At 60.1% G+C, this 24610-nt stretch carries 21 protein-coding genes; 14 read left to right on the top strand and 7 right to left on the bottom strand.

Annotated features, from left to right (window positions below):
- Positions 1-6 precede the first annotated feature (6 nt).
- The gene (locus ACEXKH_RS01995) at positions 7-417 is read right to left on the bottom strand and encodes a peptide deformylase (protein WP_373572887.1); all 411 of its coding nucleotides are present in this window, start codon (positions 415-417) and stop codon (positions 7-9) included.
- Positions 418-621: 204 nt separating this feature from the next.
- On the opposite strand from ACEXKH_RS01995, the gene ACEXKH_RS01990 reads away from it, so the two are divergent.
- Together ACEXKH_RS01990 and ACEXKH_RS01985 are read left to right on the top strand one after the other, a co-directional pair.
- Complete coding sequence (locus ACEXKH_RS01990) at positions 622-2034, top strand: MFS transporter (RefSeq protein ID WP_373572886.1); 1413 nt, start codon at positions 622-624, stop codon at positions 2032-2034.
- Between the two features lie 151 nt (positions 2035-2185).
- Positions 2186-3097 (top strand): hypothetical protein, encoded by a 912-nt coding sequence (locus ACEXKH_RS01985; protein ID WP_373572885.1) that lies wholly within the window; start codon positions 2186-2188, stop codon positions 3095-3097.
- Positions 3098-3496: 399 nt separating this feature from the next.
- On the opposite strand, the gene pdxT is transcribed toward ACEXKH_RS01985, so the two are convergent.
- Together pdxT and pdxS are read right to left on the bottom strand one after the other, a co-directional pair.
- Positions 3497-4084 carry a pyridoxal 5'-phosphate synthase glutaminase subunit PdxT gene (gene pdxT, locus ACEXKH_RS01980; protein ID WP_195544259.1) on the bottom strand — a complete coding sequence of 196 codons (588 nt, stop codon included), beginning with the start codon at positions 4082-4084 and terminating at the stop codon, positions 3497-3499.
- A 20-nt stretch (positions 4085-4104) separates the two neighbouring features.
- Positions 4105-4995, bottom strand: a complete 891-nt coding sequence (pdxS, locus tag ACEXKH_RS01975) for a pyridoxal 5'-phosphate synthase lyase subunit PdxS (RefSeq protein WP_035137036.1) — start codon at positions 4993-4995, stop codon at positions 4105-4107.
- 145 nt (positions 4996-5140) lie between these two features.
- Between pdxS and pdxR the strand changes: the two genes are divergently transcribed.
- Together pdxR and ACEXKH_RS01965 are read left to right on the top strand one after the other, a co-directional pair.
- A complete protein-coding gene (gene pdxR, locus ACEXKH_RS01970; RefSeq protein ID WP_373572884.1) occupies positions 5141-6580 on the top strand; it encodes a MocR-like pyridoxine biosynthesis transcription factor PdxR in 1440 nt (479 codons plus the stop codon).
- 538 nt (positions 6581-7118) lie between these two features.
- Positions 7119-8000, top strand: a complete 882-nt coding sequence (locus ACEXKH_RS01965; protein WP_373572883.1) for a hypothetical protein — start codon at positions 7119-7121, stop codon at positions 7998-8000.
- Between the two features lie 243 nt (positions 8001-8243).
- Here ACEXKH_RS01965 and ACEXKH_RS01960 read toward each other — a convergent pair whose 3' ends face one another.
- Positions 8244-8804, bottom strand: a complete 561-nt coding sequence (locus ACEXKH_RS01960) for a ferritin family protein (RefSeq protein WP_432316707.1) — start codon at positions 8802-8804, stop codon at positions 8244-8246.
- Between the two features lie 200 nt (positions 8805-9004).
- Between ACEXKH_RS01960 and ACEXKH_RS01955 the strand changes: the two genes are divergently transcribed.
- From ACEXKH_RS01955 to ACEXKH_RS01930, 6 genes are all read left to right on the top strand, one after another.
- Positions 9005-10282, top strand: coding sequence for an iron-containing alcohol dehydrogenase (locus ACEXKH_RS01955; protein ID WP_373572882.1), 1278 nt, complete (start codon positions 9005-9007; stop codon positions 10280-10282).
- A gap of 8 nt (positions 10283-10290) precedes the next feature.
- Complete coding sequence (locus ACEXKH_RS01950) at positions 10291-11670, top strand: aldehyde dehydrogenase (RefSeq protein WP_373572881.1); 1380 nt, start codon at positions 10291-10293, stop codon at positions 11668-11670.
- A gap of 422 nt (positions 11671-12092) precedes the next feature.
- Positions 12093-12419, top strand: a complete 327-nt coding sequence (locus ACEXKH_RS01945) for an HIRAN domain-containing protein (RefSeq protein ID WP_373572880.1) — start codon at positions 12093-12095, stop codon at positions 12417-12419.
- An 18-nt stretch (positions 12420-12437) separates the two neighbouring features.
- Positions 12438-12617, top strand: a complete 180-nt coding sequence (locus ACEXKH_RS01940; protein ID WP_373572879.1) for a hypothetical protein — start codon at positions 12438-12440, stop codon at positions 12615-12617.
- Positions 12618-12683: 66 nt separating this feature from the next.
- A complete protein-coding gene (locus ACEXKH_RS01935) occupies positions 12684-13229 on the top strand; it encodes a metallophosphoesterase (RefSeq protein ID WP_373572878.1) in 546 nt (181 codons plus the stop codon).
- 152 nt (positions 13230-13381) lie between these two features.
- Entirely contained in the window at positions 13382-15139 is a 1758-nt protein-coding gene (locus ACEXKH_RS01930; RefSeq protein WP_373572877.1) for a DUF2130 domain-containing protein, read from the top strand.
- A gap of 79 nt (positions 15140-15218) precedes the next feature.
- Here the strand turns inward: ACEXKH_RS01930 and ACEXKH_RS01925 are convergent, their stop codons facing one another.
- From ACEXKH_RS01925 to ACEXKH_RS01915, 3 genes are all read right to left on the bottom strand, one after another.
- Positions 15219-17900 (bottom strand): DEAD/DEAH box helicase, encoded by a 2682-nt coding sequence (locus ACEXKH_RS01925; RefSeq protein ID WP_373572876.1) that lies wholly within the window; start codon positions 17898-17900, stop codon positions 15219-15221.
- Positions 17901-17999: 99 nt separating this feature from the next.
- The gene (trmB, locus tag ACEXKH_RS01920; RefSeq protein WP_373572875.1) at positions 18000-18839 is read right to left on the bottom strand and encodes a tRNA (guanine(46)-N(7))-methyltransferase TrmB; all 840 of its coding nucleotides are present in this window, start codon (positions 18837-18839) and stop codon (positions 18000-18002) included.
- Positions 18840-18957: 118 nt separating this feature from the next.
- Positions 18958-19830, bottom strand: a complete 873-nt coding sequence (locus ACEXKH_RS01915) for a class I SAM-dependent methyltransferase (protein WP_152068388.1) — start codon at positions 19828-19830, stop codon at positions 18958-18960.
- A gap of 267 nt (positions 19831-20097) precedes the next feature.
- Here ACEXKH_RS01915 and ACEXKH_RS01910 point away from each other — a divergent pair, with 267 nt between their 5' ends.
- The 4 genes from ACEXKH_RS01910 (at position 20098) to ACEXKH_RS01895 (ending at position 24591) form a co-directional block, all read left to right on the top strand.
- Entirely contained in the window at positions 20098-20814 is a 717-nt protein-coding gene (locus ACEXKH_RS01910; RefSeq protein WP_373572874.1) for a helix-turn-helix domain-containing protein, read from the top strand.
- Complete coding sequence (locus tag ACEXKH_RS01905) at positions 20814-21710, top strand: DUF4097 family beta strand repeat-containing protein (protein ID WP_373572873.1); 897 nt, start codon at positions 20814-20816, stop codon at positions 21708-21710. The genes ACEXKH_RS01910 and ACEXKH_RS01905 overlap by 1 nt, the downstream gene beginning before the upstream one ends.
- A 97-nt stretch (positions 21711-21807) precedes the next feature.
- The gene (locus ACEXKH_RS01900; protein WP_373572872.1) at positions 21808-23715 is read left to right on the top strand and encodes an elongator complex protein 3; all 1908 of its coding nucleotides are present in this window, start codon (positions 21808-21810) and stop codon (positions 23713-23715) included.
- Entirely contained in the window at positions 23716-24591 is an 876-nt protein-coding gene (locus ACEXKH_RS01895; protein ID WP_373572871.1) for a spermidine synthase, read from the top strand. It abuts the gene before it with no gap.
- The last annotated feature ends 19 nt before the right edge of the window (positions 24592-24610 follow it).

Here is a 24610-nt window from a genome sequence, read left to right as displayed (position 1 = left end):
GCGGAACTAAACAACGACCCCGTTGCAGTGATCGATTTCGTGTTGGATGATTTCGGCGGTGTAGCCCGAGAAGTTTTTGATGCGGTGGACGAAGTTCTCGTCTAGATACTCCACCTTAATGCGGCGGTAGCGGGTGCAGGGGCGCTCGCCGATCAGAGAGAGGCATCCTTCGCTCGTCTGATAGGCATTGACCTGCTCAAGAATCTGAGGGTTGTACATGAGCAGCGCCCTGCTACCGTCCTTTACGCAGATGATGCGCTTGCGCACGCCGATCATGTTGGCGGCGAGGCCCACGCACTCGTGCTCATGCTCGCGGAGCGTGTCCAGAAGGTCCTGTCCGGTCGCAACGTCTTCGGGGCCGGCATCTTCGGAGGGCAGGCGTAAAAAGAACTCGGACTTCATGATGGGCTTGATCATGGCGGGCTCCTCATGTCTCGTGCTTTCGTGGACTTTCAATAATAACGCGGAGACAAAGCTGCGTGCGCGCGTTACAATGCTGCGTTATTGAACCATGTTGTCGGATACGCCGTTCGTGCTATCCGATGTAAATCTAGGGCTCATCTTCGCCCTAGACCGTTCCTCTGGGGCGATGCGTTTGTCGTTCTAAGAGGAAGGAATTGTATGGGGACCAAAACCCGGAAGCAAACTCAATCATCATCGACGACCTCGACGTTTCTTACCGTGATGTATGTTGCCGCCTTTGTCGCCGCGTTTAACGAGAACATCATTAACGTGGCACTGCACGATATCATGGCGGCGTTTTCGGTGAGTGCGACCACGGCGCAATGGCTCGTTTCGGGCTACATGATCGTGACGTCGATCTTCACGGCCATTATGGCCTTTCTGTCTGGGCGCTTTTCGACGCGTAAGCTGCTGTTCTTTGCATGCGGCTGCATGGTCGCCGGTGAGATTCTGTGCCTGTTGGCGCCGTCGTTTGCCGTGCTGCTGCCGAGCCGTATCCTGCAGGCCGCGGGCTCGGGCATCTTGTTCCCGCTCATGATGAACGTGGTGCTGTCTTGCGCCCCGCGTGAAAAGATCGGCTTATATCTGAGCTTGGGCGGCGCCTGCATCACGTTGGGGCCGGCGTTTGGCCCCGTGGTCAGCGGTCTTATGTGCACTCTATTTGGCTGGAGGGCGGTGTTTATCGTCCCGTTGGTGGGCGGTATCGTGGTCGCCGCCGTGGGCGCAAAGTTCGTGCAAAACGTCGGCAAGCGCTCGAATGTTTCGCTCGATGTCCTTTCGGTTGTTTTGCTGGCCGCCGGCATCGCGGCGTTTGTATATTCCGTCGGTGAGTTCTCTGCCAATGTGACAAACGGCATCGTGGCACTTGTTGTCGCCTTTGTGCTGCTTGGCCTGTTTGCTGCCCGCCAGCTTAAACTCGAGCATCCGGTGCTCAACGTGCGTCCCATGGCAAGCATTCGCTTTTGGCCTGCGTGCCTGCTTGTCGTGGTGTCGATGATGACGACCTTCTCGATGAGCGTTTTGCTGCCGCTCTATTTTGAGGGCGCATACGGCGTGACCGCGCTTGTTGCGGGCCTGCTCATTTTGCCGGCCATTGCCTTCAACGCCGTGACCTCGATTGCGGGTGGACGCGTGATGGACGCCCACGGCGCATGGCCGCTGCTGCCGGTCGGCTTTGCCCTGATCGCCGTGGGGCAGATTGCGATCTCGATGACCGCTGCAAGCATGAACGTCGGCGTTGTTGTGGCGCTGACCGTTGTGGTGTATGCCGGCGTCGGTTTGGTGCTGAGCCCCTCGCAGACGGTCGGCTTGGAGACGCTGCCTGCCGCTGAGCATCCTCACGGAACGGCATTGCTCAACACGTGGAATATGATTGCCGGGTCGTTTGGCCCGTCGCTGTTTATCGGTCTGCTCTCGAGCTCTGCGGCAGCTGCCGGCGCCGCTGGCGTTGCGACGGACGTTGCCCAGGCGATTGGATTTGCAGCTGCCGTGCGTGTGGCGGCCGTGATTGCCGTGATCGGGTTCGTCGCGTCGCTGGTGTACGCTCGCCGCGAGTCGCACATGTCGCATTAATGTGTACACATAGATTCTGCAGTTAGATTGGGTGACGACACCATAAACTAATGGACGTTTTGCCGAGAGGCATGAATGTTTAAGCGCAAAGAGTGCGCGACGGGCCCCGCGAATGGGGCGATGATGCCCGAGAGGGCCAAGAAGGAGTCTCATGTCCGAGAACGAAGAGATCATGAACGAGACCGAGAGCGAGACCATGGCTGCCGAGGTTGAGGCAGTCGAGACCGTGGAGACCGAAGCTGCCGAGGTTGAGGCTGCTGACGAGGTTTCCGCCGAGGAGGAGGCCGAGGTTGTCGAGGCCGCCGTTGATTACGATGACGAAGAGCTGATGGACAAGATGCAGAAGGCCGCCCGCCTGCTGCGCAGCCGTCGCTTTGCTATTTCCAAGGAGGAGGAGGCCAAGGCCGAGCGCATGGCGAACATCGAGCGCGCCATCAAGCTTCTTGACCTCAAGCCCAAGATGGAGCAGAAGGAGATGTCCGACCTGCTGGGCATGCGCCTTCGTGAGCTCGATGGCCTGATGGCCGAGGCCGAGGCTGCCGACCTGGTCGGCCGCATCGACGACGCCGAGGGCGATATGCGCAAGATCGTCGTCTTCGCTGCCGAGGATGCCGCTGAGGGCCTGGTCGAGCTTTCCAACAAGAAGGAGAAGCTCCTGCCCGAGCTTTCTTACGAGGAGGCCACCGAGCTGATGGCCGCTCTCGATAAGGTTATCGCTCCGCTCGTCGCCATGGGCCTGGACGAGGATCGCGGTCCTCGCGGCGGCCGTGACGACCGTGGTGGCCGTGGCGGCGACCGTGGCGGCCGCGGCGGCTTTGGCGATCGTGGTGGCCGTGGTGGCGACCGCGGCGGTCGCGGTGGCGACCGTGGCGGCCGTGGCGGCTTTGGTGACCGTGGCGGCGACCGTGGCGGTCGCGGCGGCTTTGGTGGCAACCGTGGTGGCTATGGCGACCGCGGCGGCAACCGTGGCGGCTTCGGCGGCAACCGTGGTAACGACCGCCACGGTCGCGGTGGCGACCGTGGCGGCCGCAACGGTGGCGGCTTCCGCGGTAACCGTTTTTAGTTACGGCGTTTTACCAAACGCCGTAACGGGCCGACGCTACGCGGGCCGCATTTGGACAATCTGACGTTCAACTTCAAGGGCGCGACCAGAAGGTCAGCGCCCTCTCGTTTCACGTCACCTTGCCTCAAATGCGACCCGCTCGCTGTCCGTCCTCTACCTGCGGCGCTGTCTTGCTCCGGATGCGGCAGTTAGGGACGTTCCTTTTCTGCCGGCAGTTTGGGACACTCCTTGTAGTCATTGGGGACGTTCTTAAATGACTAGTCGTTGGGGACGTTCTTGTTTGACTAGTCATTCAAGAACGTCCCCAACGACTACATAGCATGAGAGTGGATAATCTCCCAGTTTGGGCTCGCATTCAGGCTCAAAGTGGGAGATTATCCACTCTCGTTTCTGTTCTGCCTACATTTGTAGGAACAGTTCGTGGAGGCGGGTGTCTTCGTCGAGTTCGGGGTGGAAGGTTACGCCGAGCTGGTTGCCCTGGCGCGCGGCGACGATACGGCCGTCGACTTTCGCTAAGGCCTTTGCGTCGCCGTGGACCTCGACGATGCGGGGCGCGCGGATAAACGTCAGCGGCACTTCACCGTCGATGCCAGCTACCTGCCCCTTGGTTCGAAAACTGCCGAGCTGCCTGCCGTAGGCATTGCGCTCAACGAGCACATCCATGGTTGCCAGGCGCGGCGTGCCCTTATCGTCATGGGCGGCAAGGTCATGAGCCAGCAGAATCAGGCCGGCGCAGGTGCCCAGGACGGGCATGCCTTCAACAATGCGGGTGCGAAGCTCCTCGAGCATGCCCAACTCATCTAGCAGCTTCCCTTGAACGGTAGACTCGCCGCCGGGAAGTACCAGACGGTCAAAGTCCTGCTTTAAATCAGCCGCCTGCCTCAGCTCAATACAGCGCGCGCCCAGCTCGGATAGTCTTGCCTCGTGCTCGGCAAATGCGCCTTGGACCGCCAGCACGGCGACCGTTTGGTCTGCATAATCGCTCATGTGCGATCCTTTCTGCTGGACTAGCGCCCGCGCTCTTCCATGATAATCTCGATCTCGTCGGCGTTGATGCCCACCATGGCCTCGCCCAGGTCCTCTGAAAGCTCGGCAATGAGCTTGGCATCGGTGAAATTTGCCACGGCCTTGACGATGGCGGCTGCGCGCTTGGCGGGGTCGCCGCTCTTAAAGATGCCCGAGCCGACAAACACGCCTTCGGCGCCCAGCTGCATCATCAGCGCGGCGTCGGCGGGGGTCGCTACGCCGCCGGCGGCAAAGTTCACGACGGGAAGCTTACCCGTGGCATGGACCTCGCGCACCAGCTCGACCGGAACCTGCAGTTGCTTGGCTGCCTCAAAGAGCTCGTCGTTGCGCAGGGCAACAACGTCACGGATCTGCTTTTGGATCTTGCGCATGTGACGCACGGCCTGAACGACGTCGCCCGTACCCGGCTCACCCTTGGTGCGAATCATCGTGGCGCCTTCGGCAACACGGCGCAGCGCCTCGCCCAGATCACGGGCGCCGCAGACAAACGGCACGTCAAACTGGGTCTTGTCGATGTGATAGACGTCATCGGCAGGGGAGAGAACCTCGGACTCATCGATGTAGTCGATCTCGATGGCCTGCAGGACCTGCGCCTCGACGATGTGACCGATGCGGCACTTGGCCATGACGGGGATGGAGACGGCCTCCTGGATGCCCTTGATCATCTTGGGGTCGCTCATGCGCGAGACGCCGCCTGCGGCACGGATGTCGGCCGGGATGCGCTCGAGGGCCATGACGGCGCAGGCGCCTGCCTCCTCGGCGATGCGTGCCTGCTCGGGCGTGGTAACGTCCATGATGACGCCGCCCTTGAGCATCTGCGCGAGCTCGCGATTGAGTTTGACGCGGTCGGCCTTGCTGTTCTGTTCTGCCATGGTTGCTCCCTTGGTTGGCATGTGCATTGCTTGACGGAACATCCTATCGGGGAGCTGGGTATGACAAAATACTCAGTTTTCGAGATAATTACAAGGTCAGACTAATACCAGATTGAATGACTTAATAAGGTCAGGTGATAGGCTCATGCTTGACTACAATTTGGAAAAACGCGGCGAAGCATCGCTCTATGAGTATGTTTACCAGCAAATTCGAGATGATATCGTAGCTGGACGCATTGTGGCGGGGGAGCATTTGCCGTCTAAGCGCGCCTTTGCCAGTCATCTGGGAATCAGTGTTATTACCATCGAGAATGCATATAGCCAGTTACTCGCTGAGGGCTATATTTGCTCAATACCACGTCGTGGCTACTACGCTTGCGAGCTTCCGGATGCACCGGTTTTGGCTTCGGCTGCGGAGGGCATCGACCGAGATGCCGTCTCTGTGGGCCCCAGCGTGCATGATGTCAACGGACAGGTCGAGCGATTCGATGCGCTTTCTCCTTCTGCTTTGGAGGCGGCGCGGCTTTGGCAAAGCGCGCTACGGGCGACGCTGGCATCCGAAGACGAGCGCGAAATCTTTTCGCCCGCACCGGCGCAGGGCACTGCTCGGCTGCGACGCGCAATTGCTCACCATCTGCACGGGACAAGGGGTATGAATGTCGACCCCAACAACATCGTTATCGGTGCGGGCGCCCAGCTGCTCGATACCATGTTGGTTCAGTTGCTTGGCGCGGACAAGGTGTATGCGGTTGAGGATCCGGGCTATTTGCGTCTGACGCGTATCTATCAGGCTATGGGCTGCAAAGTTCGACATATCCCGTTGGATGATGAGGGCGTGGACTTGAGCACTCTGCAGAAAAGCGGGACCGATGTCCTTCACCTGATGCCGTCCCATCAGTATCCGACCGGTCTTGTGACGAGCATTGCGCGTCGCTATGCGCTTCTGAGCTGGGCCGCTGAGCGACCAGGTCGGTATCTCATCGAAGATGACTTTGATTGTGAGTTTCGCCTTGCCGGGAAGCCGATTCCCGCGCTCGCGTCGATTGATGCCGCCCAGTCGGTTATCTACACCAACACGTTTTCGAAGAGCCTTTCATCGGCGTTGCGTCTAGCGTACATGGTGCTGCCCGATGAGCTGATGGAGCGGTTTAGGTGCAACCTTGGTTTCTATGCCTCGTCGGTGAGTTCTGTCGACCAGGTCGCTTTGGCTCGTTTGCTGGAATCGGGTGATTACGAGCGGCATGTGAACCGCGTGCGCGTTCGTGCTCGCGAGGCGCGTGATGGCTTGGCGGCGCTCGTGCGAAAGGCGTTTCCAGCGGGGGAGGTCTCGATCGAACACGCAGACGCGGGCCTTTACTGCGTCGTGGTTGTGGAACATGGCACGGGCGGAAGTTCTTTTACGCGTGCCCTCACGCGCTCGGGTATCCCTTTTATCGATATCAGTGACTGTTTATGGTGCGACGATGGCGCGTCCGTCCCTGAAAGCTCGGTTCGAATTCTTGTTCAGTATGACGATTTGAGTCCAACAGTGCTAAATACCTTGGAATCACAGCTCATGGAGGAGGCCTGCAACCTAAGTGAGTAGGCTTTTGGCGTGATGATGACCAGACCGTTTTGCAGCAAGCTGTCTACCTGCGGTTTTACGAAGCAAGATGACCGGTCTGCTCGGGATGTTTCAGATAGCCTACTCACTTGCCCGCGTAAGGTCGCCACGTGAGAGGGAATTGGGGTTTTCAACAGGCTCCGTCAAGTTTTTGGCAAGCTTTTGGTCAGTTGGAGGCGTCTGTTGAAAACTCGGCAGTCCGTTCGGCGCCCTTTTTGTTGCGTTCGCGCCAATGCGAAAGCGCCCGGGTTGCAATCCGTGCTTTCCTGTGCCTATGAAGGACTTACTTTGTGACATATCGGCTTTTAAGTATTGGCGTTTGCCCCCTCAGGTTCGCGCTTTGTGTCCGCCGCTTCCGCGACCGGAAGAAGACCGGTTGCGACATGACCTCGCCCATAACCCGACGGCTGCGGTTGTGCTTGGTTTTCCGTTGTATACATTGGTCCGGACGAGAAGTGGGCGGACTTGCCCTGCCAGCATGAGGCAGCGGCTGTTCCTGGGCGAGCTCCCCAGGGAATCCGTGCTGGAAACGGAGCATGGGTTTTTGGTTACGTCGCCCCTGCTGACGGCATTCGTCATGTCACGGCATCTGACGGATCTCCAGCTTCTTTTGGTATTAGCGGAGCTGTGCGGCTCGTTTGCGGTGTGCGCCCTACCGGCGGTGCTTGAGTCGGAGCTTTCGCGCGCGATTGATTCGGGTGCGATTCCGGCAGACTTTGGTTGGGCGCGCTGTCCGTCCGAGGACGATGCCGCTTCGGATTTGTGGCGTCGCGACGCTTTGGTTTTGGGTGTAGATCTCGACCGTTTTTGTTCGGATGTTTGCGGGATGCGGTACGGCAAGCGATTCGCAGCGGTATCGCGTTTTGTTCCACAGGGTGCCGCGTCGCCTTTTGAAGTCGAGGCGTATTTGTTGCTTGGGCTGCCGCGAGCCCTGGGAGGCGAAGGATTTTGCGGCATTGAACTCAATGTCGAAGTGACGTTAAGCGCAAGTGCTCGAGGAATTGTCGGAAAGTCCCGCGTATACATTGACCTGCTTTTGTCTTCGCCGGACGGCATGCGGCAGGTGGCCATCGAATGCCAGGGAAAGGCTTCGCACGGGCGCGCGGGGGACGGTTTGCGTGACGCCGACCGCATGACGGCACTTCAGGCCATGGGCTACGATGTGTTTCTCCTGACGCACGGACAGATTTCTGATGTGGACAGATTCCGCGCGATCGTTAAGACCGTATGCAGAATGCTCGACGTTGAATATCGAGATAAAAGCCCGGAAGAGCAAAAGGCCGAGGCGTTACTGCGGTCTGAGCTCTTCATTGACTGGTCAAAACTGGGAGAAATCGACAAAAAGAGACCCGTTAGATACAAAAAGGCCCGATCGTGGACGGTTGCAAATCTAAGTGAGTAGGCTTTTGGCGTGATGGTGACCAGACTGTTTTGTAACAAGCTATCTACTTGCGGTTTTATGCAGCAAGATGATTGGTCTGCTTGGAATGTTCCAAAAAGCCTACTCACTTAGTTTTTGACGGGGAGCCGATGCCGTGGTCGGTCTCTTTTCGGGTCGTCAGCAAGTTCGCGAGGCAACGAAAAAGGCCCGAACCGTTGCGGTTCGGGCCTTTTCGAGCTAGAGGTTGTCTCTCAGGCGGTTGGCTTAGCCGAAGTAGCGCTTGAGCAGGCCAGCGAAAGCCTTGCCGTGGCGAGCCTCGTCGCGAGCCATCTCGTGCACGGTGTCGTGGATGGCATCGAGACCAGCGGCCTTGGCGCGCTTGGCAAGATCGGTCTTGCCGGCGGTGGCGCCGTTCTCGGCCTCAACGCGCATCTCGAGGTTCTTCTTGGTGGAGTCGGTCACGACCTCGCCCAGGAGCTCGGCGAACTTGGCGGCATGCTCGGCCTCCTCGTAGGCAGCCTTCTCCCAGTACAGGCCGATCTCGGGATAGCCCTCGCGATGAGCGACGCGAGCCATGGCCAGGTACATACCGACCTCGGAGCACTCGCCCTCAAAGTTGGCGCGCAGGTCGGCAACGATGTCCTCGGAGACGCCCTCCATCTTGGCAACGCCCACGACGTGCTCGGCAGCCCACTCGAGCTGGCCCTCCTCCTGCTTCAGGAAACGAGAGCCGGGGACGCCGCACTGGGGGCACTTAAAATCCTCGGGCAGCTGGTCGCCGTCGAACTCTTCCACATAACCGCAAACGGGGCAAACAAACTTCATGATTCGATCCTTTCGATCGATGGCGATGGAGCGCTCGTCCGGTCCCGTAAGGGCCCTCTCCGGACGTGCGTCTTGACGAGTTCTATTATCCATAAATGCGACCGAATGTGAAGCCTATTAGGAATGATTTTTAATAAAACAATTTTGAGCATGTGAAGATGTTAATTGATTAACGAATACCAGACCTCGTGCGGGCGTCGATGAGTACAATCGGTCGAGCAAATGTTGACCAATCAACAAATGAGGGAGTTTCCTTTATGCATCTAGCCCGTCGTGCCTGGTGTCGAACGTATCAAACGGTTTTTCGCATCGCATTGCCGGTTTTGCCCTATACCGAGCCGCATATTCTGGAGCACGCTGAGGATGTTCCCGCGGTGCTTCAAAAACGCTCGATACAGCGTGTTCTCATCGTGACGGATCCCGGTATTGCCCGTCTGGGGCTCACGGCACCGCTCGAGACGGCGTTCGCGTCCAAGGGAATCGACGTCGCGATCTACGCCAAAACTTCTGCGAATCCCACGGTCTCGAATGTGGAGGAAGCGGCGGCCCTGTATCGGGAGCATGCTTGTCAGGCCATTATCGGCTTTGGCGGCGGCTCGGCCATGGACTGTGCCAAGGGCGTGGGCGCGCGCATCGCACAGCCAAACAAGCCCATCAATAAGATGCGCGGCCTGCTGCGCATTCATCGTCGCCTGCCGTTGCTCATCGCCGTTCCCACTACGGCTGGCACGGGAAGCGAGGTCACGCTTGCGGCGGTCATCACCGATGATAAGACGCACTACAAGTACCCCATTAACGACTTTGTTCTCATACCGCGCTTTGCGGTGCACGACCCCGAGTTTACGCGCGGCCTGCCCGCTTCCATTACGGGCCAGACGGGCATGGACGCCCTGACGCATGCCGTCGAGGCCTTTATCGGACGCAGCACCACGGCCTACACGCGTAAGGCGGCGCGTCAGGCGGTGCAGCTCATCCACGACAATTTGCTCGAGGCCTATGAGCATGGCGACAACATGCGTGCGCGCCGCAATATGCTTTCGGCGGCGTATAAAGCGGGCGTTGCCTTTACGCGCTCCTATGTTGGCTACGTTCATGCCATCGCGCACAGCCTGGGCGGGCGTTACGGGATTCCCCACGGCCTGGCCAACGCTATCATCCTGCCGCACATGCTTCGCGCCTATGGCGAAGTTGCTGCTCCCAAGCTCGCCGATCTTGCCCGCATGGCCGGTATCGCGCCGGCTAACGCACAGGACAACTTGGCGGCCGAGGCCTTTATCGATTGGGCCGACCGCATGAACGAAGCCCTGGGGATCCCTAAATATGTGACGGGCATTCGCCGCTGCGACATTCCCGAAATGGCGGCGCATGCCGATGCCGAGGCCAATCCGCTGTACCCCGTTCCGCTTTTAATGGACCGTTTGGAGCTCGAGCATATGTACGAGCTCGTCGCGGGTGGTATGTTTGAGGACGAGAACTAGGAGGGCTCATGAACACCGAGGAAATTGCGCGCATCGTCGGCGATCAGCGCGCCTACTTTAAGACGCACGCTACGTTTGATGTCGATGTTCGACGTCGCGCGCTTGTGAGCTTGCGTGATGCGGTGCGGGCGCATGAGGCCGATATTGCCCATGCGCTCAAGACCGATTTGGGCAAGTCACACGACGAGGCCTATATGTGCGAGATCGGCACGTCGCTTTCCGAGATTCGTCATCAGATTGCGCATGTGGCTCGATGGAGCCGTCCGCGCCTGCGCCCGTGTGACCTCGCCAACGCCGTGAGCGTGTGCAAGACGCAGGCCGTGCCCTATGGCGTCACGCTCATCATGGCTCCCTGGAACTATCCGTTTTTGCTGACGCTCGAGCCGCTCGCTGGTGCCCTTGCCGCGGGCAATACCGTGGTCATCAAACCGAGCGCCTATGCTCCGGCATCGAGCGCGGTGCTCAAGCAAATCTGCGAAGAGGCATTTGATCCGCGCCTAGTGACGGTTGTCGAGGGCGGCCGCGCCGAGAACGAGGCACTGCTCGATGAGTGCTGGGACAAGATCTTCTTTACCGGTAGCGTTCCGGTCGGCAAGCTCGTCATGGAGCGCGCAAGCAAAAACCTTACGCCCGTGACGCTTGAGCTGGGCGGAAAGAGCCCCTGTATCGTGGATGCGACGGCAAACCTGAGGGTCGCGGCTCGGCGCATTGCCTTTGGTAAATGGCTCAACGTGGGGCAGACCTGCGTGGCGCCCGACTACCTGTTGGTCGATGCGCGCGTGCACGACGAGCTGCTGGGCCTCATCAAGGAGGAGGCCCGTCGTATGTTTGGCGAGCATCCGCTCGACAACGAGGATTACGGCCATATCGTCAACGCCAAGCATTTTGCGCGCGTGCGTGGGCTGATCGATCCCGACAAAGTCGTGCTTGGAGGTGCCGCGCGCGAGGCTTCGCTCAAGATTGAGCCGACGATTTTGGACGGCGTGGCCCCCGATGACGCCGTGATGCAGGAGGAGATTTTCGGCCCCATTTTGCCGGTACTGACGTTTGAGAGCCTAGACGAGGTCGAGACGTTTATTACGGATCGCCCGACGCCGTTGGCCCTGTATATCTTTAGCCAGGATCGCGCGGTTCAGCAGCGCTTTGTGCGCTACGTGTCCTTTGGCGGCGGCTGCGTCAACGACACCATCATGCATCTGGCTACGAGCCATATGGGCTTTGGCGGCATGGGCGCGAGCGGTATGGGGCAGTACCATGGCCGGGAGAGCTTCGATACGTTTAGCCACAAGAAGAGCATCGTGAACAAGGCAACCTGGCTCGACGTGCCGTTTCGGTATGCGCCCTACGCAAGCTGGAAGCACAAATTCGTGCGCATGTTTGTGCATTAGGAAATGGCGGGTAATACGAACAAGTGTTCCTATTACCCGCCATTTACGTTAGACTACTGCTATGGGGTACGGATGGGCCAACTCCCTTTAGAAGGGAATTGGTATGAACGTAAGCGATGTTATTTCGTTACTGGCGTTGTTAATCGCGGCTATCGAACTCGGCCTGTTTATCGGCCGAATGAAATAGCCGCCCCCGCGTAAGCGAAGACGGCCACTTCTCACGATGAAAACGTGTATCGGAGTTGGCAAGACCCGCTGCAACGGGTGCCATCCGTGCCTCTATCTTATCTGCAAGCGCTCTGTCTCGCAAGCGTTGCGGCAAATGGTTGAAAGGTGCGGGCGGGTGAATCTGTGTCCGTACGGGCTCGTAGACTTCTCAATAAGGTTAAGCGTCGGTTTATCCGGCCGTTAGAGGAGCTGCCATGTACGAGCCTTCACGTGTGCTTCTGTCGTTTCATATTGCAGGATTTCAATATGCCGACGGCGCTTTGGTCCTAGGCGATATTAAAGCGGGCGATAAGCTGACGCTGTGTGCCGAGCGCGATAATCCCCATGACCCCGAGGCAGTTGCGATCTACTACGGCAACACCAAGCTCGGTTATGTTCCGGGAAACGAGGTCGGCCCGCTGTCCTTGATGATGTATTACGGCCACGAGGACGTATTTGAGGCGCGCGTGCAGCAGGTTGCCCCCGAGCGTAGCCCGTGGCACCAGGTGCGCGTTGGCCTCTATGTGGTGGATGCCCGCTAGTCGGTAAGGGGGGCTGCCATGTTTGATGACGATGACCTGTTCGATTTGACAGATGATCCGTTTGAGTGGGATATGCTGCTCGACGATGATGAGCTGGAGCAGGATCGTAAGAAGCGGCAGGACAAGAACGCCCAGGGTGACGCGTCGAAAAAGAAAGACAAACGCCGCCGAGGTCTGTTCGGCGGGCTCTTTGGCTAACCGACGCGCCAAAGCGTCTGTATACTAGGCACGTGTTAGACACGTTGCGAAATGAGGGCATAGACGATGATGTGGTTTACCGCCGATCTGCACCTGGGCGATACGAATATCTTGCACGACATGGACCGGCCGTTTGGCTCGGTCGAGGAGATGAACCGCAAGGCCATCGATGCCATCAATGAGTGCGTGGCTGCGGATGACCGTCTCTACATCCTGGGAGACTTTACCTATCGTTTGCCCCTAGCGGATGCCGTGCACCTGCGCGAGCGTATCGAATGCAAGAATGTGACGCTCATCCGCGGTAACCATGACGGCGACTGGGAAGATCCCGACGCACCGCAGATTTGGGAAGACGTGCGTGATTACCTGGAGATTGCTCCCGGCTATGCCAAGGGCCATCGTCTGGTTATGAGCCACTACCCCATGCTCAGCTGGAACGGTAAGGCGCGTGGCGCCATCATGCTGCATGGGCATATCCACAGCAGGGGAGACCGCACCAACGCGCGCAACCGCGACCGCGAGCGCCCTATCTTTCGCTACGATGTCGGTCTCGATGCCAACGAGTACAAGCCCGTAAGCCGGGATCAAATCCTGGGCTTCTTTGGACTGTAATGCTCGAACCACCGCACAAACCGCGACAAGGGGGGGACAGGCACCTTTGTGGTGGTGCTGGCGCCGTTGCCATTATGGCGGCGGCGTCTTTTTTGTCCGCGCGGCGCGGTAGAGTGTAGGCGATTGAAATTTGCGTCCATCGAGGAGCTGCTATGAACGAGATCAGGTGCCCGCATTGCGGCGAAGTGTTTAAGGTCGATGCGTCCGGCTATGCGGATATCGTCAAGCAAGTGCGCGATGCCGAGTTTTCGCGCGACCTGGATGAGCGTGTGAAGGCAGTCCAGCGCGAGGGCGAGCAGGCGCTGGAACTTGAGCGCTCTCGTTCGACGGCTGCCTTGCAAAAGGCAGAGTCTCAGCGCAATGCTCAGCTTGTCGAGCAGAAGAATGCTGCAGCTCAGCAGCTGGCACAAGAGGTTGCCAAGCGCGATGCCGAGCTTGCCGAGCTGCGCGCCAAGCTCGAGGGCGCTGCCACGGAGCGCGAGAGCGCAAGCCAGCGCGCGGCGGTTGAGGCCCGTGCGGATGCGCAGAAGGAAAACGCAGAGCTCCAGCGTGAGATTGACAACCTGCGCGCGCAGCTGGGACGCAAGGATGACGAAGCCAAACTTGCCGAGGCGGCGGCGCGCAATGCTGCTCAAAACGATCTGTCCGCCCGCGACGCTCAGATTGCTGAGCTACAGGCAAAGCTCTCCGCTGCGGACAAGGCCAGGGAGATGGCGCTTGCCGCTGCTGCGGCCGAGTCACAGCGTGAGCTTGATGCCGCTCGCGGCGAGGCCGAGCGCGCGCTTGCTGACTACCGCGCGAAGGTACAAGAGAAGTTTTCCGCCGCAAGGGCTCAGTCTGAGCAGGAGGCCGAGGGCCTGCGCGCGCAGCTGCGCGAGCAGGAGCTGACGGCCAAAATGAACCTATCGGAGGCGGTCGCCGCGGCGGAGCGAGAGCGCGATGAGGCACGTGCCAAGCTGACGAGTGAGCTGGCGGTGCGCGATTCGCGTGAGGAACAGGCCAAGGCAGCCCACGAGCTTGAGCTCGCGCAGGCCAAGCGCGTGAGCGACGAGTTGATCCGCTACAAGGACGAAGAGATTGAGCGCCTTAAGGAAATGAAGATCCGCCTGTCCACCAAGATGGTGGGCGAGTCGCTCGAGCAGCACTGCGAGACCGAGTTTAACCGCCTACGCATGACGGCGTTTCCTAACGCGTACTTTGAGAAAGATAACGATGCGTCCGAGGGCACCAAGGGCGACTTTATCTTCCGCGAGTGCGACGCGAGCGGCAACGAGGTCATTTCGATTATGTTCGAGATGAAAAACGAGAACGACGAGACTGCGACCAAGCACAAGAACGAGGACTTCTTTAAGAAGCTCGACCACGATCGTCGCCAGAAGGGCTGTGAGTATGCAGTGCTCTGCACGCTGCTCGAGCCCGAGAGCGAGCTTTACAATGCCGGCATCGTGGACGTGAGCTATCGCTACGAGAAGATGTACGTGATCCGTCCGCAGTTCTTTATTCCCATGATCACGCTGCTGCGCAACGCCGCCATGGGTTCGCTGCGCTATAAGCAGGAGCTGGCGGAGTACAAACAGCAGAATATCGACGTCACGAACTTCGAAGCCAAGATGGAAAAGTTCAAGAATGATTTCGGTCGCAACTACGAGATCGCGAGCCGCAAGTTCCAAACGGCGATCGATGAGATTGACAAGACGATTAGCCATCTGCAGAAAACCAAGGAGGCGTTGCTGTCCTCCGAGAACAATCTGCGCCTGGCCAACAAGAAGGCCGACGATCTTACCATTCGCAAGCTCACCTGGGGCAACAAGACCATGAAGGCGGCGTTTGACGAGGCGCGCGGGGCTGCGACGGAGACAAACGATGAGCCAGCTGAGGCGGATTCGTATGAGGTCGAGGATGCCGAGTAAGGCATAGCATATGGTGCAAAAGCGGGGGCGCTGGCGATGTTGCCAGCGCCCCCGCTTCGTTTCGTTCCATTGCGCCCGGCTAGTCCTCGAGCAGGTCCTCGATAAAGCCGACGCGGTAGTTTTTGAAGATGACCTCGCCGCCGTCTTGCGTGGCGTCCAGATCGACATCGCCCATGATGCCAAAGTCGTGGTCGCCATCCTCGTCGGCAAAGATCTGGTGCACGTGCCACACGTGATCGGTCTTCTCGTCGCTCTCGTCGATGGAAAACATCGCGGCGCTGCGGGCGTCTCCGTCGGTGAGGATTTCCTCGTGCTGCTCATGGTAGGCATCGAGCGCCTTTTGCCAGCGGACCTCGCTCATGCCCCAGTCCTCGTCGAGCTCGCCCAGGTCGCGCACGTGTCCGCGGGCGGCAAGGGTTACGCGGCGGAAGAGCGCGTTGCGCACCAACAGTGTGCAGCCGCGACGGTCCGCAACGACCTCGTCGATGCCCTGCGGCGGTGCGGCGTCGAGTGCAGCGGGGTTGCCGGCGTTCTCCCACTCGTCCACCAGGCTCGAGTCGACCGAGCGCACCACAAAGCCGAGCCACGAAATGATGTCACGCAAGCGCTCATCGCGTTTCTCGATGGGTACGGTGCGGTCGAGCGAACGGTAGGCCTCGGCTAGGTAGCGCAGCAGAATGCCCTCGGAGCGGGCGATGCCGAGCTTTTGGATATAGCCCTTAAAGTCGCTCGCGCTCTCCAACATGTCGCGCAGGACGCTCTTGGGCGAGAGCTGATAGTCGTTGGCCCAGGGTACTTCCTGGCAGTACTTGTCAAAAGCGGCATCGAGCAAATCCTCGAGCGGCTTTTTGTAGGTGACATCCTGGATGCGCTCCAGGCGTTCCTCATATTCGACGCCGTCAGCCTTCATTTCGGCCATCGCGCGGTCGCGCGCGGCGCGCTCCTGTGCACGCAGCACCTGCTTGGGGTCCTCGAGCGTAGCCTCGACCATCGAGATGAGGTCCATGGTATAGGTCTCACTCTCGGGGTCGAGCAGCTCCAGCGCGGCAAGCAAAAACGGCGAGAGTGGCTGGTCGAGCGCAAAGTCCTCGGGCAGATCGACCGTCAGTGCATAGTCGATGTCCGGCGCGGCGCCAGTCGGGGCGTCGGGTGCGGGCGGCACCTCGGTGCGAACGACGACGCCGGAATCGATGAGCGTGGCGAAGATCTCGTCGGCGCGAACCTCGAGCTTGGCCTTTTCCTCGGGGGTCTGCAGGCTTGTCTCGATGAGATCGTGTACGCGGGCACGGGCGTCGCCGCCCTGCTCGACCACACTAATCACCATGGAGTGCGTGATGCGCAGGCGCGGCTTGAGCGTTTCGGGCTGCGTCTCGATCAGGCGCTCAAAGGTCTGCTTGTTCCAGGTGACAAAGCCCTCGGGGGCCTTTTTCTTTTTAATCTTGCGGAGCTTCTTGGGGTCGTCGCCCGCCTTGGCCATGAGCTTGGCGTTCTCGATCTCGTGCTCCGGGGCCTCGGCAATGACCATGCCCTCGGTATCGAAGCCCGAGCGGCCGGCGCGACCAGCGATCTGATGGAACTCACGGGCGCGCAGGCGACGCATCTTGTAGCCGTCGAACTTGGTGAGCGCGGTGAGGACCACGGTGTGGATGGGTACGTTGATGCCGACGCCGAGTGTATCGGTACCGCAGATGACGGGTAGCAGACCCTGTTGCGCCAAGCGCTCGACCAGCAGGCGATAGCGCGGCAACATGCCAGCATGGTGCACGCCGACGCCGCATCCAAGTAGACGCTTGAGAATCTTGCCAAAGGCCGTCGAGAAGCTCGTCCCCTTTGCCGCGTCTTTGATGGCTTCGCGTTGCTCCTTGCTGGCGATGCCAAAATTGGCGAGGGATTGCGCCGTCGCAAGGGCGGCATCCTGGCTAAAGTGCACGATGTAGAGCGGGGCCTCGCCGCGACGCATCGCGAGCTCGACCGTGCCCTCGAGCGAGGTCGTCACGTAGTCGTAGCTCAGCGGCACGGGGCGTGGGGCATCGACGACCAAGTCGCAGGTAGCGCCGGTGTGTTCCTCGAGTGAGGCGGCGATCGCGGTGACATCGCCGAGCGTGGCGCTCATGAGCATAAACTGCGTATGGGGCAGGGTGAGCAGCGGCACCTGCCATGCCCAGCCGCGGTCGGGGTCGGCAAAGTAGTGGAACTCGTCCATGGCTACGCAGCCCACGTCGGCATCCTCGCCTTCGCGCAGCGCATCGTTGGCAAGGATTTCCGCCGTGCAGCAGATGACGGGCGCCTTAGTGTTGATATGCGTGTCGCCGGTGATCATGCCGACGTTATCGCGGCCGAGCACCTGCACCAGGTCGAAGAACTTTTCGCTGACCAGGGCCTTGATGGGGGCTGTGTAATAGCAGCGCTTGCCCTGCGCCATGCCCATAAAGAGCATGCCCAGCGCGACGAGTGATTTGCCCGATCCGGTCGGTGTGCCCAATATGACGTGATCGCCGGCGGCCAGGTCCATGAGGGCCTCTTCTTGGTGATCCCACAGCTCAATGCCGCGTTCGCTCGTCCATTCAAAGAAGCGCTCGAAAGCCTGGTCGGGCGTGAGCCACGGTTCGGGCTCGCTGCCGTCCTCGGGCTCCCACCAGGTGGGGGAGAGTGCGCCGAGCGAGCCGAACTCGGCCTCGGTTCCCGTGCCGCCCGAGAATGAGCTGGCGGCGCCGGCGCCGGAGACGGTGCTGGCGGCGGTATCTGTTGTGCTTTGCGTCATACGGCTAACTTTCTCTCGCGTTTGTCCGTCAACTATTATGGCGTAGCGGCAGCGCGGGGTGCCAGCGCGCGAGAAAATGCAGGAAATGGGCGCGTGGTACTAGCGTTCCTGAGGCAGGCGCTTCTTACCCTTGCGGGCGCGGTTTTTAAAGTTCTCGACGGCCTCTTCCATGCCGAGAGGCACGTAGGTGAGCTCATCGAGGTTTTCGGGCAGGTAGCAGGCAAGGCTTTGCTCCTGCGCGCGGCCCGCCGCGAGCTGTTCATCGCTGGGCTGCGCGCCGGGTGTGGCGCAAATACCATATACAGCGGCGCCCATCTCGCGCGTGCGGCATTCATATTCGGTCTCGGGGTGCTCGGGATGGTCGCGGCGGACGTCGTCGCTTACCCAAAGTGTGTCGTAGCCTGCCGCGGCAAACTGCCCCAGGGCGTAGTCGCGCAATGGCTTGCTGTCGGTTCGCAGCGTGACGGTGGTGCCGGCTGCAAAGAGCGGGCGGTAGAGCATCAGATGGTCGACATGGACGAGTCGTTTTTTGGCGTACTTGGCCTTGGGCTGCGGCGTGGGAAAGTTAATGGTGATGGCATCGAGCTCGCCTGCGGCAAATAGCTGCGGCAGCGATGCGGCGCCTCGGGGCAGAACGAGTGCGTTGGTCAGTTCCTGCTCGCAGATTTTCTGTGCGGCATAGGCGATGCAGATGGGCTCCTGGTCCATGCCGATAAAGAGTGTGTCGGGCTCGCGGTGGGCGCGCTCGACCAGATAGGTTCCTTTGCCACAGCCAAGATCCAGGTGAAGGTGTTCGAAGGGCTTGTTGCCAACTGGCGCACAGGCCTCGCGCCAATCTCCAGCATAGGCCTCGGGGTTCGTCTCAATCGCATCGGCGTAGCGCTCCAGGCGCTCCTCGAGCACAAAGTTCTTAGGCGTGCGAACGTGGACGGCTCCCATGAGGCTCCTTGGTCATAAGTGTGGAACGCATAGCTGCGCGTTCCGTCAATGGGTTGAAAAAGGGTGGGCATAGCTTGCCCGAAAGATGCGATGCGGCTCGGCAGCGAGTCGCCGATACCTACAGGCGCTTAAGGATCACGTAGCGGTTGAGCTCGCCGCTGCGACCGTCGGCATGGAAGCGCTCGAGCTCGCGCACGGGGACCTCGCCGCTCTTGTAGAACGTACGGACGCCGCGCACCAGGTCGGTGATCTGCTGATCGTCAAAGTGATGACAATAGCGGTAGGCGTGGCGGTCGTTTTGCCAGCCAATGAGGTGGTCACCGGCTTCAAACTGCGCGGAATCGTAACCCTCAAACGGCGGGGTGAGCTCGGCGCGGGCCTCGGCGCGAACGGCCTTGCGCGCCATGCGCTCGTCGTTCATAAACTCCCAAAAGCTGATGGCGATGATGCCGCCCGGGCGCGTCTGGCGCACCAGGGCGTCGAGCACGCGTACGCGGTACTCGCATGACGGCACGTGGTGCATAAAGCCAAAACAGACCGAGATGTCGGCGAGCGGGGCGTCGAAAAGCACGTCGGGTGTCTCGGCGGGGTTGAGCTTCATGAGGGCATCGAGCGCGTCGAGTTCCTGGAAGTGCAGGTTGGGAATGCGCAGGGCGTGACCATGTGCATCGATGGCCAGGTCTTGGCATGAGTCGACGCCGTAGAACTCAAACGGGCAGCTGGCATCTGCCGAGGGGTTTGCGCCATCGACGCCCTTGGCGGCAAGTGCGCCGCCGGCGGCAAAGTTCTCGAATCGCATATTGCCGCAGGCGAGATCGAAGACGCGGACGGGATGCTCGATCGTGGCGACGTCGAGCTGTTCGAGCGCGATGTCCATGGTGCGCACCCAGCCGGGCCACGGGGCCTGGCGCGTATCGGAAAAGGAGGCGGAGTGCTCGCGATAGAACGTATTGTTGAGCTGGATGAGCGATGAAGCGAAATCGCGGTTCACGGCGCGGAACTCCCTCCGTTGGCGGTGCGGAATAAACAGTACGACCATACTACCGTTAACGCCGCAACGGGGACAACCAAGCTACGGGTCATTGCTTTGTTTGGACACATTTCCGCAGCTCATATGCACTCGCAACCGCCGGTTGTCAAAAATCTCACTAGAATAGGTGGCGTGCTTTTGGCGGTGGCGGATAGATTTTTAACTGTGCAAGGCGCCTTAAGAACAAAAACGGTCCGGCGGCACGGCTGGCATCACATAGGAGGAACCATGAATGTAGAAACTGCGCAGCGGCTCGCCGACCTTCGCCGCAGCAAAGGCTTTAGTCAAGAAGGGCTGGCACGAAAGCTGGGACTGTCGCGCCAAGCGGTCAGCAAATGGGAGCGCGCGGAGAGCTCGCCCGATACCGAGAACCTGATCTCGCTCGCCAAGCTCTATGGCGTGAGCCTGGACGAGCTGCTCAATCCGAGCGATGAGATCGAGGACGATATCGAGTTTGAGAACGAGGACCGCGCCCGCCAGCGCGAGGCCGAGGCGGCAGAGCGCGCACGCACCCATGAGGCGGCGGCACGTGCCACCGAGGCGGCAACACAGGCGAGTGATGCTGCGGCCAAGGCGGCACAAGCGGCAAGCTGGAGTGCGCAGGCCGCCAATGCTGCTACGGCGCAGGCGACGAGTGGCGGCGCAGTTGGCTCGACTCCGGTGAAGGGCCCGTTCCAGTCGTTCCCGTATTGGGCCGTGTGTTGGCTGCTGTTCTTTTTGCTGATGTTCCCGTTTGGTGCCGGCCCCTTGGCCGCGCTGATCTTCTTTACGATTCCCATTTATCACTGGGTGGCGCGTGCGCTCGATGGCGATTGGGCGCGTGGGAATATCCAGGTTGGTCCGGCGCCGGTGACAACTAGGGCTCAGAATGTTTCCGCTTCGGTTGATGCTGACGTGGCTACCGCGACCACCGCTGAGCCGATTGCCAAAGAGGGTGATGAATGATGAAGCTTTCGCATGAATCCAAGGTACGCTTGGGCGTTGGTATCGGGGCGTTTGTACTCATCATTGGGCTTGTCTTTGGCATTTCGCGGATATTGTTTCATTTTGATGGCCCGTGGGATCTCGGCGATATTGCATCCGGTTTGTCCGGTATGGACGATGTGGTTGACGGGGACGATTCTTTGGATGGCGGTAACTATTCCGCTCAGTCTCGGCAGCTTTCGAGCGAAACGTTTGATGCCGACTCATTCCAGTCCCTTGACCTGGATGTGACATCGGGTGAGGTTGAGATCAAGTGCGTTTCCGGCGGGCAGGTGCGTGTCATCGAGAGCGGTCGTGTTGCAAAGGGGGTAGCTACCTACGATGCTGCCACTCAGAATCTGGCCGAGGTCAAGGGTTCTACACTCACGATTAGCCAGTTCGACTGCGATGACGAGCGCGCTATCGATCGTTCGGTCACCATCGAGCTGCCGCGGGATGTTGCCGATAACATGGTGGGCATTACAGCGAATGTAGGATCGGGCGATCTAACGGTCACGGACATTGCGTGTCATGACCTCAACCTGACTTTGGACTCGGGAGACGTTGAGTTTGCGGGCACCGTAACCGACACCTTGGATGCCGAGGTCGGTTCGGGCGATGTGGCGTTCGAGCTCTACCAGGCCCCCGCGAAGTCGATGGACGTAAGCGTGGGCTCGGGTGATGTGGAGATAACGGTTCCGAACTCTACGGGTTTTAAGGCGAGCCTCACCGTGGACAGCGGTGACTTTGAGAGCGATTTCCTTCCGCTTGGCTACGATGGTGAGACCATATTGAATGCTGAATTCGACAACGGTGACAAGTCTGCAACGTATCGTTTTAAGGTCGGTTCGGGCGACATGTCGTTCGAATCGGTGTGACATGCGGTTTTCGGAGATCGGTGCATATAGGCATGCTCTTTGATGGAGGCGTCGGGGCCGTGACTGGCTCCGGCGCCTTTGCCTTTACAATGGGGGCATGGAACAGATTATTTTGAACATACTCGAGGCTCTGCGTCGCGGTGAGACCGTGGACGACAAGGCGCTCGTCAAACTGATACATGCCGAGGCGCGCCGTGAGGGTGCCGACAAACGAGATCTGGCCAAGCGCCGTCTGCTGCCGTTCTACCAGCGGGTTAAACGTGAGAAGCCGGCTCGTTGGGCTGGATGGAATGTCGATGCCGAGCTGGAGCGTCAGCTGCTGCAGGTGCTGCGCATGAAGCCGCGCCGCACGGCTTCGGGCGTGGCGACCATTACCGTCATCACCAAGCCGTGGCCGTGCTCGGGCGATTGTCTGTTTTGCCCCAACGATCTGCGCATGCCCAAAAGCTATCTGCACGCCGAGCCGGCGTGCGCCCGTGCGGAACAAAATTGCTTTGACCCGTATTTGCAGGTGAGCGCTCGCCTGACCGCACTTTCGCAGATGGGGCATGCGATCGACAAGATCGAGCTTATCGTGCTCGGTGGCACCTGGAGCGACTATCCGCAAGGGTATCAGACGTGGTTTATGTCCGAGCTTTTCCGTGCGCTCAATGACGATGCCGTCGCCGGCGTGGCGGCAAACCCCATGTTGGCGCGTCCGGGCATCAGCCGTGCTGAGGCGGGGCGCCTGCTCGATGACGCTCCCGCCGATGCCCTGCCGCCGGTGGTAACAGAGCGCCGCGAGTGCTATCGGGCTGCCGGCATTGCGACAGACGAGGCCAAGCTCGCTGCCGGCGTTGCCGACGAGCAGGAGCGTGTGGATGCTGCCGTGGGCGGCTATAACCGCGCGGTGCGTCGTCTGTACGGCCCCGGTACGCCGTGGGGCGAGGTCACCGAGTGGCAGACGGCAACGATGGAGGAGCTCGAGCGTCAGCAGCGCATCAACGAGACGGCGAAGCATCGCGTGGTGGGACTCGTTATCGAGACGCGCCCCGATACCGTAACGCCGCAGGCGCTTACGCTCATCCGCCGCCTGGGCTGCACCAAGATACAGATGGGCATCCAAAGCCTTGACCAGCATCTACTCGATATCAACGAGCGTCGCATTTCGGTGGCGCAGATTGAGCGGGCGTTTTCGCTTGCGCGCCTGTTTGGCTTTAAGATCCATGCGCATTTTATGCTCAACTTGCTGGGCGCCACGCCCGAGGGGGACAAGCGTGACTACGAGCGCTTTATGACCGAGGGCGCCTTTATGCCCGACGAGGTCAAGGTCTACCCGTGTGCGCTCATCGAGGGCTCGCGTCTGGTGGGCTGTTACGAGCGTGGCGAGTGGCGCCCCTATACCGAGGACGAGCTGCTCGATGTGTTGGCCGACGACATCGTGGTGACGCCGGCGTTCTGCCGCATCAGTCGCATGATTCGCGACTTTAGCTCCGACGACATTATGGTGGGCAACAAGAAGCCCAACCTACGTCAGCTCGTCGAGAACCGCTTGTCGGCTCGTGGAGAAGGCGCGACGGTGCGTGAGATTCGCTATCGCGAGATCAGCACGGCGGGTGCCGACTTGGATGAGCTGATCCTTGACGAGGAGGTGGCGTACGAGACGCCAGTGACGCGCGAACGCTTTTTGCAGTGGGTGACGCCCGAAGGCAAGATCGCCGGCTTTTTGCGCCTGTCGCTGCCCGACCGTTCGTTTGTTGCCGCGCACGCGGACGAGCTGCCGACGGGGCCGGAGGAGGCGATGATTCGCGAGGTGCACGTTTATGGTATGGCGGCACGTGTGGGCGATCAGGGCCAGGCGGCTCAGCATCACGGCCTGGGGCGTCTGCTCGTAGAGCGTGCGTGCCAGATTGCTCGGGATGCGGGGTATACGCACATCAACGTGATCAGCGCGATCGGTACGCGCGAGTACTATCGCCACCTGGGTTTTTGCGACCATGGTCTCTATCTGCAAAAGGAGCTCTAGATGAACAAGCCGAGTGTTTCCGCTGGCGTTGTTGCCGGCGTCGCCCTGGGAGCCGCGGCGCTTGGTGCGGCCGCCGTCGCTGTTCGTGCTGCCTGTTTGCAGGTCGCACGTACCCGCAACGGGTTGGCACGTGTGAAGCGTGTGCACGACGAGAGCGGTGACGAGGTCCGCGTGCTCGTACAGGGCGGCGTCTACCAAAGCGCGAGCTATGTTGGCGATCGTTGGGCGGAGCCAGTCTTTGCGTACTATCGTGCATTTGACGATGTGTTTGAGGCCGAGGACGCAATGCGTGATGCTTACGGGCATGGTATCGACCGTATGCTCATGCTGGGCGGCGGCGGGTTTGCCTATCCCAAGTTTGCGCTGATGTCGCACGAGAGCTTGCGCATGGACGTCATTGAGTACGATGCCGAGATTACGCGACTGGCGCGCCGTTGGTTCTACCTGGACGAGCTGGAGCGCACGGTGGGCGATCGCCTGCGAGTGATTACCGCTGAGGCTCGCTCGTACCTGGGCGTGACGAGCGTGGGCCATCGTCGCTACGACGTGGTCGTGAGCGATTGCTTTGGCGGTGACGAGCCCGTGCGCGAGCTGGCGACGGTTGAGGCGTTGCGTTTGGTGCGAGGCAGCCTGAACCCCGGGGGTATCTACGTGGCCAATATCGTGAGCGCAAGCGAGGGGAGCGATGTGTCGTTCCTGCGCGACTGCGCTGACACGGCACTCGAGGTGTTCGACCACGCCTGGGTGGTGCCATGTGGCGATGCGGAGTTTGGCGGCGAGGAAAACTACCTGCTCATCGCCAGCGACGGCGACTACGCCTTTGCCGAAGCCGTGCCCTTCGATGCCGACTTCCTCGGCACTGCTCTCCACGACTAGCCTATTGGGAATAGTCAGT

Origin of the sequence: Collinsella aerofaciens ATCC 25986 (genome assembly GCF_964259375.1) — a bacterium.
Taxonomy (GTDB): Bacteria; Actinomycetota; Coriobacteriia; order Coriobacteriales; family Coriobacteriaceae; genus Collinsella; species Collinsella aerofaciens_BO.
The sequence above is the reverse complement of the archived record's forward strand: the minus strand, read 5'-3'. Positions and strand labels throughout refer to the sequence as shown.